The 18716-nt window shown below is 67.1% G+C and carries 18 protein-coding genes and 1 riboswitch; of the genes, 5 read left to right on the top strand and 13 right to left on the bottom strand.

Annotated elements, in window-relative coordinates:
• The first annotated feature begins 39 nt into the window (after positions 1-39).
• Complete coding sequence (locus tag ASF81_RS11505; protein ID WP_055808681.1) at positions 40-753, top strand: pirin family protein; 714 nt, start codon at positions 40-42, stop codon at positions 751-753.
• 72 nt (positions 754-825) lie between these two features.
• Positions 826-1224: a DoxX family protein gene (locus ASF81_RS11510; protein ID WP_039247985.1), complete on the top strand. Its 399-nt coding sequence runs from the start codon at positions 826-828 to the stop codon at positions 1222-1224.
• Between the two features lie 47 nt (positions 1225-1271).
• On the opposite strand, the gene pip is transcribed toward ASF81_RS11510, so the two are convergent.
• The 5 genes from pip to ASF81_RS11535 all read right to left on the bottom strand — a co-directional run bounded on the left by pip (position 1272) and on the right by ASF81_RS11535 (position 6272).
• Entirely contained in the window at positions 1272-2252 is a 981-nt protein-coding gene (gene pip / locus ASF81_RS11515; protein ID WP_055808682.1) for a prolyl aminopeptidase, read from the bottom strand.
• A 26-nt stretch (positions 2253-2278) separates the two neighbouring features.
• Complete coding sequence (locus ASF81_RS11520; RefSeq protein ID WP_039247990.1) at positions 2279-2641, bottom strand: DUF423 domain-containing protein; 363 nt, start codon at positions 2639-2641, stop codon at positions 2279-2281.
• Positions 2642-2689: 48 nt separating this feature from the next.
• Positions 2690-3295 (bottom strand): hypothetical protein, encoded by a 606-nt coding sequence (locus ASF81_RS11525; RefSeq protein WP_082503548.1) that lies wholly within the window; start codon positions 3293-3295, stop codon positions 2690-2692.
• Positions 3296-3367: 72 nt separating this feature from the next.
• A complete protein-coding gene (locus ASF81_RS11530) occupies positions 3368-5950 on the bottom strand; it encodes a hypothetical protein (protein ID WP_055808684.1) in 2583 nt (860 codons plus the stop codon).
• Positions 5951-6089: 139 nt separating this feature from the next.
• On the bottom strand, positions 6090-6272 hold the full coding sequence (locus ASF81_RS11535) for a hypothetical protein (protein ID WP_055808686.1): 183 nt from the start codon (positions 6270-6272) through the stop codon (positions 6090-6092).
• A 157-nt stretch (positions 6273-6429) separates the two neighbouring features.
• Between ASF81_RS11535 and ASF81_RS11540 the strand changes: the two genes are divergently transcribed.
• Positions 6430-7908: a phospholipase D-like domain-containing protein gene (locus tag ASF81_RS11540; protein ID WP_055808688.1), complete on the top strand. Its 1479-nt coding sequence runs from the start codon at positions 6430-6432 to the stop codon at positions 7906-7908.
• Here the strand turns inward: ASF81_RS11540 and ASF81_RS11545 are convergent.
• The 5 genes from ASF81_RS11545 to ASF81_RS11565 all read right to left on the bottom strand — a co-directional run bounded on the left by ASF81_RS11545 (position 7905) and on the right by ASF81_RS11565 (position 11869).
• Complete coding sequence (locus ASF81_RS11545) at positions 7905-8630, bottom strand: endonuclease/exonuclease/phosphatase family protein (protein ID WP_055808690.1); 726 nt, start codon at positions 8628-8630, stop codon at positions 7905-7907. The two genes, ASF81_RS11540 and ASF81_RS11545, sit on opposite strands and share 4 nt — an antisense overlap.
• A 72-nt stretch (positions 8631-8702) precedes the next feature.
• On the bottom strand, positions 8703-9380 hold the full coding sequence (locus tag ASF81_RS11550; RefSeq protein ID WP_235559345.1) for a TPM domain-containing protein: 678 nt from the start codon (positions 9378-9380) through the stop codon (positions 8703-8705).
• Positions 9380-10204, bottom strand: coding sequence for a YgcG family protein (locus ASF81_RS11555; protein ID WP_055808695.1), 825 nt, complete (start codon positions 10202-10204; stop codon positions 9380-9382). Before ASF81_RS11555 ends, ASF81_RS11550 begins: the two co-directional genes overlap by 1 nt.
• On the bottom strand, positions 10201-10884 hold the full coding sequence (locus ASF81_RS11560; RefSeq protein ID WP_055808697.1) for a LemA family protein: 684 nt from the start codon (positions 10882-10884) through the stop codon (positions 10201-10203). Before ASF81_RS11560 ends, ASF81_RS11555 begins: the two co-directional genes overlap by 4 nt.
• 61 nt (positions 10885-10945) lie before the next feature.
• Positions 10946-11869, bottom strand: coding sequence for a bifunctional methylenetetrahydrofolate dehydrogenase/methenyltetrahydrofolate cyclohydrolase (locus tag ASF81_RS11565; protein WP_055808699.1), 924 nt, complete (start codon positions 11867-11869; stop codon positions 10946-10948).
• A 92-nt stretch (positions 11870-11961) separates the two neighbouring features.
• Here ASF81_RS11565 and ASF81_RS11570 point away from each other — a divergent pair, with 92 nt between their 5' ends.
• Together ASF81_RS11570 and ASF81_RS11575 are read left to right on the top strand one after the other, a co-directional pair.
• Entirely contained in the window at positions 11962-13860 is a 1899-nt protein-coding gene (locus tag ASF81_RS11570) for a PPC domain-containing protein (protein ID WP_082503552.1), read from the top strand.
• A gap of 47 nt (positions 13861-13907) precedes the next feature.
• Positions 13908-14051, top strand: a riboswitch (yybP-ykoY riboswitch).
• 27 nt (positions 14052-14078) lie between these two features.
• Positions 14079-14651 (top strand): manganese efflux pump MntP family protein, encoded by a 573-nt coding sequence (locus tag ASF81_RS11575; RefSeq protein WP_055808701.1) that lies wholly within the window; start codon positions 14079-14081, stop codon positions 14649-14651.
• 6 nt (positions 14652-14657) lie between these two features.
• On the opposite strand, the gene hutH is transcribed toward ASF81_RS11575, so the two are convergent.
• The 3 genes from hutH to hutG are packed head-to-tail and all read right to left on the bottom strand — an operon-like array spanning position 14658 to position 18670.
• Complete coding sequence (gene hutH, locus ASF81_RS11580; RefSeq protein ID WP_055808703.1) at positions 14658-16187, bottom strand: histidine ammonia-lyase; 1530 nt, start codon at positions 16185-16187, stop codon at positions 14658-14660.
• Positions 16188-16190: 3 nt separating this feature from the next.
• The gene (hutU, locus tag ASF81_RS11585; protein ID WP_055808705.1) at positions 16191-17855 is read right to left on the bottom strand and encodes a urocanate hydratase; all 1665 of its coding nucleotides are present in this window, start codon (positions 17853-17855) and stop codon (positions 16191-16193) included.
• The gene (gene hutG, locus ASF81_RS11590) at positions 17852-18670 is read right to left on the bottom strand and encodes an N-formylglutamate deformylase (RefSeq protein WP_055808708.1); all 819 of its coding nucleotides are present in this window, start codon (positions 18668-18670) and stop codon (positions 17852-17854) included. The genes hutU and hutG overlap by 4 nt, the downstream gene beginning before the upstream one ends.
• Between the last annotated feature and the right edge of the window lie 46 nt (positions 18671-18716).

Here is an 18716-nt window from a genome sequence, read left to right on the forward strand (position 1 = left end):
AAAGGCGTCGGACGGTTCCGACGCGAAAGGACGAGTGCGATGATCGAGCGCAGACCATTTGAATCCCTCGGCGGCGCCAACCATGGCTGGCTGAACGCCAAACACCATTTCTCCTTCGCCAACTACTATGATCCCAAGCGGATGAGCTGGGGCAATCTGCGGGTGTGGAACGACGACGAGATCGCCGCCGGCACCGGCTTCCCGCCGCATCCCCACGCCGACATGGAAATCATCACCTATGTCCGCGACGGGGCCATCACCCATGAGGACAGTCTGGGCAATAAGGGCCGCACCGTCGCGGGCGATGTCCAGGTGATGAGCGCCGGAACCGGCATACGGCACGCCGAATACAACGCCGAGCCGGACCTGACCCGGATCTTCCAAATCTGGATCGAGCCGACCCGCCGCGGCGACGCGCCGAGTTGGGGCACCAAGCCCTTCCCCAAGGGCGAGCGGTCAGGCCAGTTCGTGGTCCTGGCGTCGGGCTTTGAGGGCGATACTCTTGAAAGCGGTGGGGACGCCCTGCCGATCCGCACCGATGCGCGGATTGTGGCGGCGACGCTGAAGGCGGGCGACAGCGCCGACTATCCGCTAGGCGGCGCGCGGCGGGCCTATCTGGTCCCGGCGAAGGGCGAGGTCGAGGTCAATGGCGTCCGACTGAACGCCCGTGACGGCGCGGCCATCGCTCAGGAGGATGTCGTGACGGTCAAGGCGCTGTCGGACGCCGAGATCGTGCTGGTGGACGCCGCCTGATTTTCGGAACAAGCTTCACGGTCGGACCCGATCCGACCGTGAACAACCGCATCAAAATGGCGAGGAAAGAGAATGTTCAATCAAGCGAATGGCTGGTCTTCCCGCGCCCTGGCGGCGCTCAGGATCGTCGCCGGTCTGTTGTTCCTGGCGCATGGCGTCATCAAGGTCTTCGGCTTTCCGGCCGGGGCCGAACCCGGTCAGCAGGAGTTGCTATCGCTGTTCGGCATCGGCGGGGTGATCGAGCTGATCACGGGCCTGTTGCTGATCCTTGGCCTGTTCACGCGTCCGGCCGCCTTCATCGCCTCGGGCCAGATGGCGGTCGCCTACTGGATGTTCCACTTCCCCAGCAGCCCGTATCCGGCTGTGAACGGCGGCGACGCGGCCATCCTGTACTGCTTTATCTTCCTGTACATCTTCACCGCCGGCCCAGGCGCGTGGAGCATCGACAATCGAACCGCAAAACGGTTCTGATTTGTGGAAATGGAAAGGCCGCCGCGCTGTCCTGCGCGGCGGCTTTTTCATGCCCGAAGGCTTGCGGCCCAATCGGCGGCGCGGACCAGGCTGTCGACGATGCCGGGTTCCGACGAGGCGTGGCCGGCGTCGCCGACGATGTCCAGATGGGCCTCGGGCCAGGCGCGGTGCAGCGCCCAGGCGCCTGAAATCGGCGTCACCACGTCGAACCGGCCCTGCGCGATCCAGCACGGGATATGCCGCATCCTGTCCACATTCTTCAGCAGCCAGCCGTCCTCCTCGAAGAAGCCGGCGTTGGTGAAGAACCAGTTTTCGATCCGGGCGAAGGCGACGGCGAAGTCGGGCTCGGCGAACTTGTCCGGCCGGGCGTTGGGGCCCTCGACACTGACGGTCTCGCCCTCCCAACTGGACCAGGCGACGGCGCAGCGTTCGCGCTCGGCGACATCATCGCCGATCAGCCGCTTGTAATAGGCGGCCATCAGGTCGCCGCGCTCGGCCTCGGGGATGGGGGCGATGAAGCGTTCCCAAGCGTCCGGGAAGATCATCGAGGCGCCGTCCTGATAGAACCAGTGCAACTCCTTCTTCGTCAGCAGGAAGATGCCACGCAGCAGCAGCGCGATGACCCGTCCGGGATGGGTGATGGCGTAGGCCATCGACAGGGTCGACCCCCAAGACCCGCCGAACACGACCCATTTGTCGACGCCGCACAGGACGCGCAGACGCTCGATATCGTCGATCAGGGTCCAGGTCGTGTTGTCTTCCAGCGAGGCGTGGGGCCGCGACTGACCGCAGCCGCGCTGGTCGAACATGATGATGCGATAGACGGCCGGATCGAAGAAGCGGCGCATGCCCGGATTGACCGCGCCGCCAGGCCCGCCGTGCAGAACCAGGACCGGCAGGCCGTGCGGATTGCCGGATTCCTCGTAATAGATTTCATGCACGCCTCCAGTCGGCATCCAACCCGAGGCATAGGCCTCGATCTCGGGGTGGAGCACACGACGCGGCTCGGCGGGCGTGGGGAAGGCCATGGATGCTTGGTCTTTCTACGAGGAAATCAGGGGCGAGAACGCAAGGCCGCAAACGCCAGGCAGAGCCAGCCGGCGATCATCAACAGGCCGCCGATCGGGGCCACGGCGCCGAACGCGGGCACGCCAAGAAAGGCGATCGCCGCCAGGGCGAGGCAGAAGATCAGGCCGCCGATCGATCCGAGCCAGCCCGCAAGGCGCGCCAGCCCGCCGCCCCCTGTCCATTGGGCGCAGGCGAAGGCGAAGACGGCGTGGACGATCTGATACTGGGCGCCGGTGGTCAGCAGGGTCTTGATCTGCGGCCCGGCGCCATGCGCGGCGAAGGCGCCCAGCGCCACGGCCAGGGCGCCATTCAGGGCGGCGAAGACGATCAGGTTGCGACTCACTGTCATTTCAAAACCCTAGACCGCCAGGTCGTCGATGTCTGCGACGCAGGAAGGTTAACCGACACGCGGCAGCGGCGTCAGGTGGCTGGCCATGGCCGAGGCGGCGGCCTTGACGCCCTTTCGCACGGCCGCCTCATTGGCGGGGGCGGGCGCGCGCAGCAGGCCGATCGACGGCGTCAGCGGCCCATCCGGCAGGTCCGAGAGCACGCGGTAAAGAAGGTAGGAGCCGGCGTCCTCTTCGATGTCGGACGACGCGTCGGCCTGCAGCCCGGCAGCGGTCAGGGCGCGAACCATGTCGGCGACGGGCGCCGTGGTGCGGGCCACGCCCGGCCCGGTGCTGGACAGGCGGTGTTTGTAGTCGAGGGTGCGGTTTTCCGCGCGCATCTGGACCCGGAAGCCTGCGCCCTTTTGCGTGCGTCCGACCAAGAGGACAGCCCGGCATTCCCCGCTGCCGAGACGGGCGGCCAAGGTCGAGGCGAGTTCGTCGGGATCGGCGGCGGCGATAGGCACAGCGCGGGCCCCGCTGGGGCTCCAGATTTCGCCCGACAGATCCTCGACCAGGTCCCATCCGTCATCATCGCCATCATAGGCGCAGATGATGATGCCAGGGCGGCGATCACCACTGGCACGACTGTCGATTTCGTTCATCGTGCCAGCCATAGCCCCATCCATGACAGTTCGGTGACGTGCAAGAGGCTGTAACTTCCCGACGCCGTCAAGTCCGCAAAAGTCTTAGCCCAGGTCGCCGACCGCCGCATCCAGCAACATGAAGGCGCGACCGCTGTCCGACGCCAGGCTGGACTGAACCGCTGCGCTGTCTCCAGCGCGGGCGGAAGCGTTCAGCATGACTGCGAAGTTGCGGACATAGCGTTCGGCGTCGGCGCGCAGTTCGGCGTCGCTGAGGACACGGCGAGACACGCTGCGGACAGCGGCCGGCGCGACGCGACGCACGATCTGACGCGCGGCGTCGGGGTCGCCATTGCTGAAGGCGCGGGCGGCCTCTTCGACGCGGGAGCGGGGCAGAAGGGCGTTGGGATCGACGCCCATGCGCCGGATGGCGGCGGCGACCCGGTCGGACAGCGCCTCGGCCTCGGCAGGCGAAGGGGAGGGCGTGTCCAGTTCCAGCGGCGCCTCGTTGTCGTCGTCGCCGTCGATCAGATCGCTCCAATCCAGGCCCTTGTCCGTCGCCGGCGGGGGCGTCTCTGCGGGCTCGAGCCGCAGGCGACTGCGCAGACCAAACCTGCGCTCCTCGGCGGGCGGCGAGGCGGGAGGCGTTGGGCGATCGGTCCGGCGCTCGGGACGAGGTTCTGGCCGGGCTTCGATCTCTGCGGCCGGCTCGCGACGACGCGCCGGCGTCGTATCGCCCGACACCACGCCCATCAGACGCACGGCCTCGGTCAGCATGTCGTAGTTTCGGCGCACGCGATCCTGGAAGCCGACATCCAGCGCCTCGGTGTCCTCGGCCGCCTTGCGCGAGGCGGCGGAAAGGGAGGCCAGGCCTTCCTCGACCGTGGCGCGCACGGCGTCGGCGCGGGCGCGAGCTTCCTGAGGCAGGCGCGCAGCGCGTTCGTCGATGTCGGCGACGGCGGTGTCGATTTCCGACAAGGCGTTGTTGAGACGTGCGACCAGGGTTTCCAGGCGGCTGACCATCCGCTCGCCGGTCTCTTCGACCAGGCCGGACGTTTCGGTGACGATGCGGCGGGCGTCGGCGATGCGGGCGTCGGCGGCGGTGTCGGCCTTTTGGGCCGCGTCGAACAAGGATTCGCCCAGGCGGTCGGTGCGCAGACGCGCCTGTTCGGCGGCGTCGGCGGCGGCGGCGCGAGAATCCTCGGCCGTGGCGCGCATCTGCTCCAGGGCGCGGCGCGTCTCTTCCATAAGGGCGTCGCGCGCCTCGGCCGCCAAGGCTTCGAAACGATCCAGGGCGAGCTTGGTGGCGGAATCGAAGCCGTCGGCCTCGCGTTGCGACATGTCGACGAGAGCGCGGAACTGGTCGGTAGCCGCCTCGACCAGATCGCGCATGGACTCGACCGAGGTCTGGGTGGTGCGATCCAGATCGCCCGCGGCGCTGCGCGTGGCGGAAAGATGTTCGATCAGTTGAGCGCGCTGGCTTTCGACCTGGGCGGAGAAGTCCTCCTGATCGGTGCGCAGGGCGTAGGCGGCGGTGACCAGGGCGGCGCGCTGCTGGCTGAGGCCTTCTTCGACGGACTGGATCTGCTCGGCGACGCCCGAACCGGCGTTCTCAAGTCGAATGGTCTGGCGCGCCAGATCGTCGGAGGCCACGCGGGCGGCGTCTTGGGCTTCACCAGCGGCGGCGGCGAGGTCGGCGGCGCGCGCGGCGAGGGCGGCCTCGGCTTCACGCAGTTGCGCCTGAGCCAAATCAGAGGCGTCAGCGACCATTCGCGACTGACGCTCGACGGCGTCGATGACGCCCGACGCCTGCGTATCCAGATGGATGCCCAGGGTCTGCATCTGGTCGCGCTCGCGGCCTAGGTTTTCCGTGAGACGACGCGCAGTGCGGCCGGCGTTCTCGGCCGCCTCGTTCAGGCGCGTTGTCTCCTGGGCCAGCGCCTCTCGAAGCAGGGCCATGTCGTTGCGTGCGCGTTCCGCCGCCAGGGTGGCGTGATCGATGTCGGAACGCAGCGACTGAAGCACCTCGCCGGTCTGCTGGGCGGCCAGGGCGGTCGGGGCGACCAAGGCCTCCGCCAGTTGCCGGGCGCGACGGGTCTCTGCGGCCAGACCGGCGCCCTGTCGGACGGCATGGGCCAGCATGATGGCCAAGCCCGCAGGGGCAAGGGCGATAAGGGCGTAGATGGCGATCCGCAGCGGATCCAGTTCCGCCCCGCCGGCGCCGAACTCGTAAGCAGCCCAGGATGCGACGCCGCCGATCCACAGGGCGGAGGCGACGCCTGCGATCACATAGGCGTGGCGTCCTGACGGCTCGGCCTGGGCCTTGGCTTGAACGGTTTTCACAGCGGGCGGTTTGGACAGCTCGAACGGCGCGGGCGGCTGACCGACGGCGACGGCCATATCGACAGGAGTCTCTGGCGTCGGTTTCGCATTGACGGGGGCGGCGCCCCGTTCGGCGGCAAGGGCGCGTTCCTCGGCCTGCCGCTGCTCTTCCACCAGGCGACGGCGGCGGCGCTCGGACATTGGCGGCTCGAACGTCGGCTGCACGATTTCGAAATCAGGCTCGGGGATCGGGTCGAGCGACGGTGTCGCCTCATCGACCGGCATTTCGTCTGAGGTCGAAAGCTCGACCGGCGCGACGGCCTCGTCGTCGGTCAGCTTCAGCGGCGGCCGTTTGGGAGACTTCATAAGCTCAAAAACTCGATCTCTACGCGGGCGTCCGACAGCGCCGAGGAAACCCTAGAGCATGATCGATGCGGACGAAACCGACTCAAGCCCGCAACCTGTCGATGAACCGCGTCATGCAGCGCGCAAAGCGCCGCAGCGTTCAGCAGTCGCGCTTGGAGTCGGACAGCAGAGTGGCGTTGGAGCCGGTGTCCCGACACTCCACCACACGGCGCACTTCGCGGTCGCCGTGGTTGGGGTTGTGAGTGTCGACGCCGAACTGCGTCAGGACGGCGGCGGCCAGCAGGGCGATGAAGCCAGCGATCAGTTCGACAAGCGCCTGCATTCTACCCTCCCTCGCAGCCTGTATGGCTACGCTCCTTATGCGCCAAATCGGCGAACGTCACAATCCCGCCCTGAAAGATTGACCGAAGGACACGCGCGTGGAACGGAGGATGCAGGCGCTTCGACACCATGTCACGCGAATCAGACAGATAGGTCGCATGACTTTAGCCGGCGACAGTTACGAAGGCAGTCTGCTGGAGCCGGGGCCCGCCCTTTGGACGTCCGCCGTCGCGCACCGTTTTTCGGTGCTGATGGAAAACGAAGCCTATTTCGACGCCCTGTCGTCTGCGATCCACAAGGCGCAACGCTCCATCGTGCTGCTGGGATGGCAGTTCGATCCGCGCACCCATCTGGACCCGGAGACGCGGCCCGGCGACAAATCGGCCGAGATCGGTCGCCAGCTGCGGATGCTGGTCAAGAAGAAGCCGGACCTGGATGTGCGACTGCTCATCTGGAAATCGCCGCTGCTGATCGCCGCGTCGCAAGGCTTCTATCCGCACAAGGCGCAGCGCTGGTTCCGTAAGCGGATGGTGGAGTTCCGGCTCGATTCCCCTGGCCCTATCGGCGCCTGTCATCACCAGAAGGTTGTTGTCATCGACGACAAGGTGGCCTTCTGCGGCGGCGGCGACATCTCGACCGATCGCTGGGATTCGGACGAACATCTGGATGGCGACCCGCGCCGCGCCCTGCCTAGCGGTCTGATCTGCAAGGCGCGTCACGAGGTGATGAGCGTGATGGACGGCCCTGCGGCGCGTGCGCTGGGCGATCTGGCGCGCGAACGCTGGTTCAAGGCGACGTGGGAGCGCACCATCGCGGACGAGGTCGAGGACGATCCCTGGCCTGACGGCGTGCCGGTGCAGATGACCGACGTGCCCGTCGGCATCGCCCGCACAGAGCCGAAATGGTCGGGGCGTCAGGAGGTGCGCGAGAGCGAGGCCTTGCACCTGGAATCCATCAGGCGCGCCAAGCGGTTGATCTATATCGAAAACCAGTATTTCACCTCGCCGGTCATCGCCGCCGCATTAGCCGAACGACTGGCCGAAGTGGATGGACCGCAGGTCATCGTCATCTCGACCGCCAAGAGCCCGAGTTGGTTCGACAGCATGACCATGGACACGGCGCGGGCCGAGGTGCTGCACCGGCTGGAGCAGGCGGACAAATACAACCGCTTTTTCGCCTTCGCCCCGCTGACCGCCGACGGCGACCGGATCATCGTCCACGCCAAGGTGACCATCATCGATGACCGGCTTCTGCGGATTGGGTCCACCAATCTGAACAACCGGTCGATGGGCCTGGATACAGAATGCGACATCGCCGCCGAGCCTGTCGATGCGGCCGGTCGGGCCTTCATCACGGCGCACCGTCACCGGACGATCGCCCATTGGCTAGGCGTCGCAACGGAGGACTATGCGGCGGTCGAGGGCGTCTTCGGCTCGGTGGGGCAGGCGATCTGCAACTTCGAAACCGATCGGCTGAAGCCGCTGGGCTCGGAGCCGCCGACGCGAATTCAACGGATGTTCGCTGAATGGCAGCTGGGCGACCCGACGTCGTCCAGCGACGCCTGGCGGCCTTGGAAGCGTCTGAACCGCTCGCAACGCACGCGACCGGCGTCCGAGGGCGGTCACGCGCCGGGTTAAACGACCTCGAAATCGACGATCAGCGGCAGGTGATCCGATGCGACCCGGGCCAGGGGCGAGAAGGCGGATCGCACCGCGCGGACGCGGATATGCGGGCTGACGAAACAGTGGTCGATGCGAATGGCGGGGAAGGCCGACGGGAAGGTCTTTACGCTGGGCTTCTGGCCCAACTGACGCTGGCAGTCCTGCAGGCTGCGGCATAGGGTCTGATAGGGGCGTGTGATCGAAGTGGCGTTGAAATCGCCGGCCAGCAGGATCGGTCCGTCGCATCCGCCGACCCAGCCGGATCCGGCCAACGCGGCGGCCTGAAGCCGCTGCTCGCGTGGGACCAGGCCCAGGTGGGTGTTCATGACGTTCACGCCCGTGCCGTCGATCTCGATTTCCGACCAGATCGCCCCGCGCGGTTCCAGGCCCGGGATGCCGCTTACCGTCGGCAGGGCGCCGGCGCGGATCAGCCGTTCGGGATGCGGGGTCAGGATGGCGTCGCCGTACTGTTCAGCCTCGACCCGCATCGCCGGGTGAAAGCGTGAGGTCATGGCCAGACCGTCGGCGATCGCCTCGGCCTGATCGACCCCGCCCGTGCGCGCGCGGCCGACATCCAGTTCCTGCAGGCAGACGATGTCCGGCTCGAACTCGGCGATGACGGCGACGATCCGGCCGACATCCAGGCGACGATCCGTGCCGACGCAGCGGTGGACGTTGTAGGTGAGAAGGCGAGGCATGAACTGGCGACTGGTTGAACGTTGACCGTGGGCTAGGCCTTCTGGCGCGCGAATGCGACCCCGATGCGACGATCAGAGCAGGATCAGATGATCGGGCAACTCGTTGCGATTGTCGGCGCGCGGCGGAAAGTGGCGGGCCAGAACCTCGCCGCACAGACCGACGGCGGCGGCGAAGCCATCGACGGGGCGGTCGGCGCGCAGTTCGCGGGTCAGGACGGCGACGGCCTGAGCCCATGCGTCCTCATCGACCTTTTCGTAGATGCCCTCATCGGCGATCAGTTCGACCTGATGTTCGTCCATGGACGCGAAGATCAGAACGCCCGTGCGCTCCTGCGTGACATGGACGCCTTGGGCCAGGAACTGCTGCAAGGCCGCCTCCCTGACGCGGCCGCGCCTCATGCCGGCGGGCGTCACCAGACGACGCACGGCTGGGATACGGGTCAGCAGAAAGACGCCGACGAAGACGACGGCCTGCGACAGGGCGTAGAGGCCCAGGGCCTGCGCCGTCGTGGCGTCCTGCGCGGCCTGGTGGGCCGCCTCCCAGCCATCGCCCCGCCAGCGAAGATCCAGCACGAACGGAACGAAGACGATCGGGGCCAAAAGCGCCATCGCCGCCGCCCAGGCCAGGCTGACGTCCACATAGGTCGAGACCCGACGTGCGACGACGCAGAAGATTTCGCCCGACGTCTGACGCTCGGCCGCCGCTATGGCCTCGGCGATGCGGGTGCGGTCGTTGTCCGTGATCTGCATCACCATCCCCCCGAGGCCCCGCCGCCGCCGAAACTGCCGCCGCCGCCGCCGAACCCGCCACCGCCGCCAAATCCGCCGCCGCCCCAACCGCCGCCGCCTCTGCCGGAGTTCCGCAGCGCCTCGGACGCCGCCCACAGCAGGACCGAGCTGACATTGCTGCGTCGTCCGCGCCCGGACCTCATGGCGATCAAGAAGATGAACAGGAAAAGCCCGGCGATGATGACCAGCGGAATGATGGATTCGCCTTTGGTGTCGGCTTGCTCGGCTGCGGCGGCCTGGGCTCGCGCCCGCGCCTCCGCCGGGTCGAGCGACAACTGAGCGATGAGGGCATCCACGCCCTTGATCACCCCGGCCTGGTAATCGCCGTCTCGAAACGACGGCAGGATGTCGTTGCGAATGACTTGAGACGAGAAGGCGTCAGTCAGAATGGGCTCCAGCCCATAGCCGACCTCGACGCGGACCTTGCGTTCATTCGGCGCGACGATCAGCAGGGCCCCGTTGTCGTTTTCCTTCTGGCCGATGCCCCAGGCGCGACCCAGCTGATAGCCGTAGTCCTCGATCTCCTGATCCTGGAGGCTGTTGACCGTCACGACGACCAACTGGTCGGTGGAACTGGCCTCCAGCGCCGCGAGCTTTTCGGTCAGGGCCTGTTCCGTCGCCGGATCGAGCAGATTGGCCTGATCGACCACGCGGCCGGTCAGCGGCGGAAAGTCGATCTTGCTCTGCGCGGCCGCCGGAAGGACGAGCAGCAGCGCGATAAACAGGCAGAAGAGGAGGGCGGCGACGCCCGGCGAACGCCGCGCCGCCGCTTGAAGGGTCGTCACTGGGCGGGCGGGGTCGCGCCCGGCGTTACGGCCGGTGCGCCGCCGCCGGGCGCCGAGGCGTTGGTGGGCGCGGCGTTCAGGTTGAAGTTGACTTGCGGCGCCGACTGGGCGGCGGCGGTGGCGGTGAATAGCTGCATCGGCTGCGAACCGCCGTGCAGGGTCTTGGCCCAGATCACCTGCGGGAAGGTGCGCAAGGTCGTGTTGTAGTCGCGCACGGCCTCATTGTAGTCGCGGCGCGCGATCTGAATGCGGTTCTCGGTGCCTTCCAGTTGGGACTGCAGGGTCAGGAAGTTCTGGTTGGCCTGAAGTTGCGGATAGGCCTCGACCGTCACCAGCAGGCGCGACAGGGCGCCGGACAGCTGGCCCTGAGCTTCCTGATACTGCTGGAAGGCCTGCGGATTATCGAGGTCGTCGGCCGAGACGTTGACCGAGGTGGCGCGGGCGCGGGCGTTGATCACGTCCGTCAGGGTGGTGCGTTCCTGGATCGCGGCGCCTTGAACCGTCGCGACCAGATTAGGGATCAGGTCGGCGCGGCGCTGATACTGGCTCTGCACATCGGCCCAGGCCGCCTCGGCGCGTTCCTGCTTGGTCGGAATGGTGTTGTAGCCGCAGCCCGTCACGGCGGGGACGATCATCAGAGCGCCGCTCAGAGCGACGGCGCGGGCATTTAAGCGGACCATGACATCTCCCGTTCGGCGATAGCGCCGTTGAGCGGGACTATTCACCGGCCCAATGAATGCATCAAGCGTCCAATGGCTCCGGTTGGATATTGTTGAGGCGGCAGGCGGCCGAATAGGTGTTGGCCAACAAACAGGCGATGGTCATGGGGCCGACGCCGCCCGGCACCGGGGTGATGTGACCTGCGACCTCGACCGCCTCCTTGAAAGCGACATCGCCGACGACGCGGGTCTTGCCCTCGGCGGCCTTGACGGGATCAGCCGAGGGGACGCGGTTGATGCCCACGTCGATGACGGTCGCGCCCGGTTTGATCCAGTCGCCCTTGATCATCTCGGGCCGACCGACAGCGGCGACCAGAATGTCGGCGCGGCGGCAGACGTCGGGCAGGTCCCGCGTGCGCGAATGGGCGACGGTGACCGTGCAGCTTTCGCCGAGCAGCAGTTGCGCCATCGGTTTGCCGACGATGTTGGAACGGCCGACGATGACGGCGTTCAGGCCCGACAGATCGCCAAGTTGATCCTTCAGCAGCATCAGACAGCCCAGCGGGGTGCAGGGGACCAGACCCGGCAGGCCGACGGCCAGACGACCGGCGTTCACGACGTGAAAGCCGTCCACATCCTTGTCCGGCGAAATGGCGTCCAGAACCACCGTCGCGTCGATGTGGGCGGGCAGGGGCAGTTGGACCAAGATGCCGTGGATGCCGGCATCCGCATTCAACTGGGCGATCAGGGCCAGCAGTTCATCCTGGCGGGTCGAATCGGCCAGGCGGTGGGTGTCGGAGCGCATGCCGGCGCGCAGCGTCGTCTCACCCTTGTTGCGGACGTAAATCTGGCTGGCCGGATCCTCGCCGACGATGACGACGGCCAGACCGGGTTTTACGCCGTGCGCGGCTTCCAGCCGGGCGACGGCCGCGCCGACGCGGTCCACCAGGGCGGCCGAGAACGCCTTGCCGTCGATCAGGGTCGCACGCGTGGATTGGGCCGACATGGCAGCTCCGTCTGGCGGGAAATCAAGATGGCGGCGATTTACAGCCGTCACGGTTCGGCGTCTATGATCCGCAGTCCATGCTGGAGGAATTCATGAACCGTCCGTCGCTCGCCGCCGCTGTCAGCACCCTGGCCCTGTTGTGGGCGGTCGCGCCGGCCGTGGCCCAGGACGCGCAGTCGCTGCGCATCGGCGCCAATGTGACCGGCGCCCTGACGGACGGCGACGCCAAGGCGGCGGATGACGAATATCGCTACGACGACTATCGGTTCGAGGCGCGGGCGGGGCAGCGGCTGGAAGCCACGCTGAGATCGGACGCTTTCGACGCCTATCTGGAAGTCTACGACGACGGCGCAGCGGGCGAGCCGCTGGCGTCCGACGACGACGGGTTGGGGGACGGCACCAATGCGCGGCTGCGGTTCACGCCTGACCAGGCGGGGACCTATGTTCTGAGGGCCCGGACGTTGAGCGGACTGGACGGCGGCGACTATCGTCTGTCGTTGCAGGAACGCCCGGCGCCGCCGCGTGCGCCGCGGCCCGGCGGCATTCGCGTTGGGGCGACCCAGAGCGGCGAACTTACGGCCCGCGATCCTGAGCAGGAAGACGGCGGCCGCTATGACGCCTACGCCTTCCGCGCCAATGCCGGCGATCGGTTTGTCGTGACGCTGGACTCCGAGGCCTTCGATCCTCTGGTGCGGGTAGGGCGGATGAACGGCCCCGATTTCATCGAGATCAGCTCGAACGACGATGCGCCCGGCGGCGGGCTGAATTCACGCCTGACCTTTACGGCGCCGACGGCCGGCGAATATGTGATCCGGGCCACGTCGCTGGAAGACGGGCTGGGCCGCTACGAACTGGGCCTGGCCGAGGCGCCGCCCGCGCCGCCGTCAAAGCCCATCGCGATCGGTGACGAGATCAAGGGTGAGCTGGGCTCGGACAGCGCCACGAACGACGGCGGCCAGCGCGCGGAGACTTATCGCTTCACCGGGACGAACGGCCAGCGCGTCGCCATCGAGATGAAGTCGAGCGACTTCGACGCCTATCTGACGCTTCGCCGTGCTTCGGACGATACTGTCCTTGCGGAGGACGATGATGGCGCCGGCTCGGGCACCGACGCCCGCATCGCGCGCACCTTGGACGCCGACGGCGACTACATCATCGAGGCGCGGGGATTCAGCGACGAGGCCGAGGGCGACTATACGCTGAAGCTGACCGAAACCGCGCCGCCGCCGCCGCCGACCACGGCGACTTTGGGTCAAACCGTGGAGGGCGAGATCACCGACGAGGACCCCCAGGGCGACGATGGCAAACGCTATGACGCCTATGTCTTTGCCGGAACGGAAGGACAGCGCGTCCAGGCGATCCTGCGGTCCGGCGACTTCGACGCCTATCTGGAGATCGGCAAGGCCGACGGTGAGTTCGAGGCCCTGGCCAGCGATGACGACGGCCTGGCCGAGGGCACGGATTCGCGGCTGAACTTCACCCTGCCGTCGGACGGGAACTATGTGGTCCGCGCCATGCCGCTGGATGCGGAAGGCAAGGGCCTCTATTCGCTGGAGCTGCTGGATCGCGGGCCAGAGCCCAAGCCCGGCAGTCTGCTGATCGGGTCGACCGTGCGCGGAACCCTGTCGAACAGCGCCGCGCTCAGCGACGAAGGCGCCTTTTTCGACGCCTACCGCTTCCAGGCCAAGAAGGACGAGAAGCTGCGTCTGACGATGGTGTCGAACGCCTTCGACTCCTTCATCGACCTGGGCAAGCAGGATGAGGACGGCGATTTCACCAGCCTGGCCACCGATGACGACAGCCTGTCCGACGCGCACGCCAAGCTGGATTGGACCGCGCCGGATGACGGCTGGTACGTCGTGCGCGCTCGCGCCTACGGGCCCAATCAGATGGGCGCCTATGCCCTGACGGTCGAGCGCCAACCGGCCGGCGCATCGACCTTGGCGCGCGATGATGCGCCCGCCGCGATGGCGCCCAAGTCGGGCACCTGATCGACCTGTGAGGTTGCCAAGCGCAGGAAGCGGCGTGTAGAGAGCCGCCTCCTGTTGGGGAGTAGCTTCCGGCGTTCGTCGTCGGGATCGCGTCAACATACTCGCGCTTCGGCGCGTGGCGCGATCAGCGGAACCACCGCCTAGCGAGACCAGCGTGTCCTGACGCCGCGACCGGCCGGTGCAGGACCGCTGTCACGCGTCCGGTCGAGTGCTGTCCCATGACCCCAGGCGCCATCGCCATTCTCTCGCTCAGCATGTCCACGGACGCCTTTGCAGCCGCCGTCGGACGCGGAGCGTCGCATCGACCCGCCGTCAAGGACGCCGTCAAGGCTGGACTAGTCTTCGGCGTGATCGAGGCGATCACCCCCCTGATCGGCTGGGGACTGGGGATCATCGCCGCCGGCCTGGTCGAGAAGGTGGATCACTGGATCGCCTTCACCCTGCTGTTGATCGTCGGCGGCAAGATGATCTGGGAAGGCGTTCAACCTCGCGGCGCGGAGGAGGATGAGGCGCCGCGCCGGTCCGGCCCCTGGGCGCTCGTGGCGACGGCGGTCGGCACCAGCATCGACGCTGCGGCCGTGGGCGTGGGGCTGGCCTTCATCGGGGCCAATATCTGGGTGATCGCCGCCTCGATCGGCTTCACCACCTTTGTGTTGACCACCATCGGCATGTTGATCGGCAAGGCCGTGGGCACGCGCTTCGGCAAGACGGCCGAGATCATCGGCGGCGTGGCCCTGATCGGTCTGGGCACGGGCATCCTGTTGGAACACCTAGGTGTTCTCGGCGGCTGAGCCGGATCAGGCCGAGGGCAGCAGGTCCGCCGCAAAGGGTCGGTAACGGCCGGCGCGCACGGCGTCGGTGGCACGGGCGATGTCCGGGGCGAAATAGTGGTCGCTGGCATAGGGGGCTGCGGCTTCTCGCACGATGGCGAAGACCTGTTCCAGCGCCGGCGAGCTGGTGAGCGGCCGATGGAACTCCAGTCCCTGCGCCGCCGCTAGAAGCTCGATACCGACCACCGTCGCCGTGTTCTCGGCCATATCCAGCAGGCGCCGCGCGCCGTGCGTGGCCATGCTGACGTGATCTTCCTGATTGGCGCTGGTCGGCACGGTGTCCACGCTGCATGGGTGGGCGACCATTCGATTCTCGGCGATCAGGGCCGCGGCCGTCACCTGGGCGATCATGAAGCCCGAGTTCAGCCCGCTTTCCTTGACCAGGAAGGCCGGCAGTTCGCTCATCTTGGGATCGACCAGGATCGAGGTTCGGCGTTCCGAAATATTGCCGATCTCGCAGAGCGCCATGGCGATCTGATCGGCAGCGAAAGCAACGGGTTCGGCGTGGAAGTTTCCGCCCGAGATGACGTCGCCATCCTCGATGAAGACCAGCGGATTGTCGGTCACGGCGTTGGCCTCTCGCGCCAGCGTTCCGGCGGCGCTGGTCAGCACATCGAGAATCGCACCCATGACCTGGGGCTGGCAGCGCAGGGAGTAGGGGTCCTGCACCTTTGAGCAGTCGTCGCGGTGACTGTCACGGATGGCGGAGCCCGCCATCAGCTCGCGCAGGCGGGCGGCGACGGCGATCTGGCCGGGCTGACCCCGCAGGGCGTGAATGCGATGATCGAACGGGGCGTCGGACCCTTTCAGCGCATCGACCGACAAGGCGCCGGCGGCGATTCCGGCGGCAAACGCCGCCTCGGCCGCAAATAGACCGGCCAGGGCCAGCGCCGTCGAACATTGGGTGCCGTTCAGCAGCGCCAGGCCTTCCTTCGGGCCGAGCGTGAGCGGCGTCAGGCCGACCTTGGCCAGAGCCGCGTCGGCCTCCAAGGTCTCACCGTTCAGCCGCGCCTCGCCCACGCCGATCAGGACGCAGGACATATGGGCCAGCGGCGCCAAATCGCCCGAGGCGCCGACCGATCCCTTGGACGGAATGCAGGGCAGGATGTCCGCGTTGACCAGAGCAATCAGGGCCTCCAGCGTCTCACGCCGAACACCCGAGGCTCCGCGCGACAGACTGGCGATTTTCAACACCATCAGCAGACGGGTCACCGAATCCGGCAGCAGCGGCCCGACTCCACAGGCGTGGCTGAGAACCAGATTACGCTGCAGCGTTTCCAGATCTTCAGGCGCGATGGACGTGTTGGCTAGCAGGCCAAAGCCGGTGTTGACGCCGTAGACGGTGCGCCCCTCGGCCACGATGGCGGCGATGGTCGCTGCACCCCTGTCCACATCGGTCCAGGCGGTGGGCGTCAATGAGACGGTAGCGGGCCCCTCCAGCACCGCACGGAGCTGCGCCAAGGTGAGAGGCGATTGGCCGAGGGTGATCGCGGTCATGGCTCAGGCCTTCAGGCTGGGAAGGTTCAGTTCGTGCTCGCGCGCGGCCGCGCGGGCGATCTCATAGCCGGCGTCGGCGTGACGCATGACGCCCGTCGCGGGGTCGTTCCACAGCACCCGCTCAAGCCGTTGGGCGGCCTCCGGCGTCCCGTCCGCGACGATGACGACGCCCGAGTGCTGGGAATAGCCCATGCCGACGCCGCCACCGTGGTGCAGCGACACCCAGCTGGCGCCCGAGGCCGTGTTCAGCAGGGCGTTCAGCAGAGGCCAATCGGAAACGGCATCCGATCCGTCCTCCATGGCCTCGGTCTCGCGGTTCGGGCTGGCGACCGAGCCGCTGTCCAGATGATCGCGGCCGATCACGATGGGGCCGGACAGTTCGCCCGACGCCACCATGTCGTTGAACATCAGGCCGGCGCGATGGCGATCACCCAATCCGATCCAGCAGATGCGGGCGGGAAGGCCTTGAAAGGCAATGCGCTCGCCCGCCATATCGAGCCAGCGGTGCAGACCTGCATTGTCGGGGAACAGGCGCTTCATGGCCGCGTCTGTCTTTCTGATATCTTCCGGATCGCCGGTCAGGGCCGCCCAGCGGAACGGACCGATCCCCCGACAGAACAGTGTGCGGATGTAGGCGGGCACGAAGCCGGGGAAGTCGAACGCGTTCGTCACGCCCGCGTCAAAGGCGACCTGACGAATGTTGTTGCCGTAGTCGGTGGTCGGCACCCCCATCGCCTGAAAGTCCAGCATGGCCTGCACGTGACCGGCGATGGAGCTTCGCGCGGCGGCGGCGACGCTGTCGGGATCGCTGACGCGCTTGTCTTCCCACTCCGCGACGGTCCAGCCCGAGGGGAGATAGCCGTTGATGAGATCGTGCGCGCTGGTCTGGTCGGTGACCAGATCGGGCCGGATGCCGCGTCGGACCATTTCAGGCACCAGATCGGCTGCATTGCCCAACAGGCCGATCGACAAGGGTTTCTTGTCCCGGAACGATTGCTCCAGCAGCGCCAGGGCTTTGTCCAGGGTTTCGGCCATGACGTCGACGTAGCGTGTCCGCAGGCGGAACTCGATGCGGCTGCGTTGGCATTCGATCGTGATGCAGGACGCGCCAGCCATGGTCGCGGCCAGAGGCTGGGCCCCGCCCATGCCGCCCAAGCCTGCGGTCAGAATCCACTTGCCCGACCAGTCGCCGCCGTAGTGCTGGCGGCCCGCCTCCATGAAGGTCTCATAGGTTCCCTGAACGATGCCTTGCGTGCCGATGTAGATCCACGACCCGGCGGTCATCTGGCCATACATGGCCAGACCCTTGCGATCGAGCTCGTTGAAATGCTCCCAGGTCGCCCATTTCGGCACCAGATTGGAGTTGGCGATCAGGACGCGCGGGGCGTCGGCATGGGTGCGGAAGACACCGACCGGCTTGCCGGATTGAACCAGCAGGGTCTCGTCGGCCTCCAACGTCTTCAGCGTCTCGACGATCCTGTCGAACGCGGCCCAATCCCGCGCCGCCTTGCCAATGCCGCCATAGACGACGAGGTCTTGGGGCCGCTCGGCCACCTCTGGATCGAGGTTGTTCATCAGCATCCGCATGGCCGCCTCGGCGGCCCAGGTCTTGGCGGTCTTTTCGGGTCCACGCGGGCTGCGGACGATCCGGGCGTTGGGCGTGTTCATCGTTGGCTCTCGGCGAAGGCGATGCAGGCGGTCAGCGCGCGGCGCAGATGGGCGCGCATCGGCTCGGCGCGGCCCGGCTCATAGGGGCTGGGCCAGTTGTCGGGCGACACCGGGCCGGCGGGATCGAGGATGTAGCCCCGGTCCGCCAGTTCCATCTGGATGGCGTGAAGACCGGCCTCGGGACGGCCGTAGTGGCGCGTGGTCCAACCGCCCTTGAACCGGCCGTTGACGATGACGCTGTCGCCGCTGACCGCACAGGCTTCTTCGACAGCCTGCGTCAGGTCGCCGGCGCAGGTAACCCCGTCGTTGTCGCCGATATTGAACTGAGGCAGTTCGCCCTGGAACAGGCGCGGAACGACAGACCGGATCGAATGGGCATCGTAGAGGACGACCGGACCTCGGCTGCGCAGTCGATCCAACTGGTCCTGCAGGGCGGCGTGATAGGGGTCAAACCAGACCGTGCGTCGCTCTGCGATTTCGGCCGCGTCGGGCTCCTGGCCTGCGCGATATAACGGCTCTCCGTCGAAGGTTTCTGTCGGGCACAGGCCGGTCGTGGTCATGCCGGGGTAGAGGGAGACGCCCGACGGATCGCGATTCACATCGATGACGCTGCGCGACACGCCCGTTCGCACCAGGGTGGCGCCCATGTCGATCGCGAAGTCGTACAGCCGATCCACCCACCAGTCCGCGTCCTTGCGGGCCAGCCAGGGCGAGGCCATCCGCGCCTCGATGACGGCCGGAATCTCGGTCCCCGTGTGCGGCAGGCCGATCACCAGCGGCGCCGAACCTTCGTGGATGGTCAGCCAGTCCTGCATCCGTTCGGCCTCCCTCGCCAAATCGATCCATCGTGGTATGTCTAGA

Source organism: Brevundimonas sp. Leaf168, from assembly GCF_001423685.1.
GTDB lineage: Bacteria > Pseudomonadota > Alphaproteobacteria > Caulobacterales > Caulobacteraceae > Brevundimonas > Brevundimonas vesicularis_C.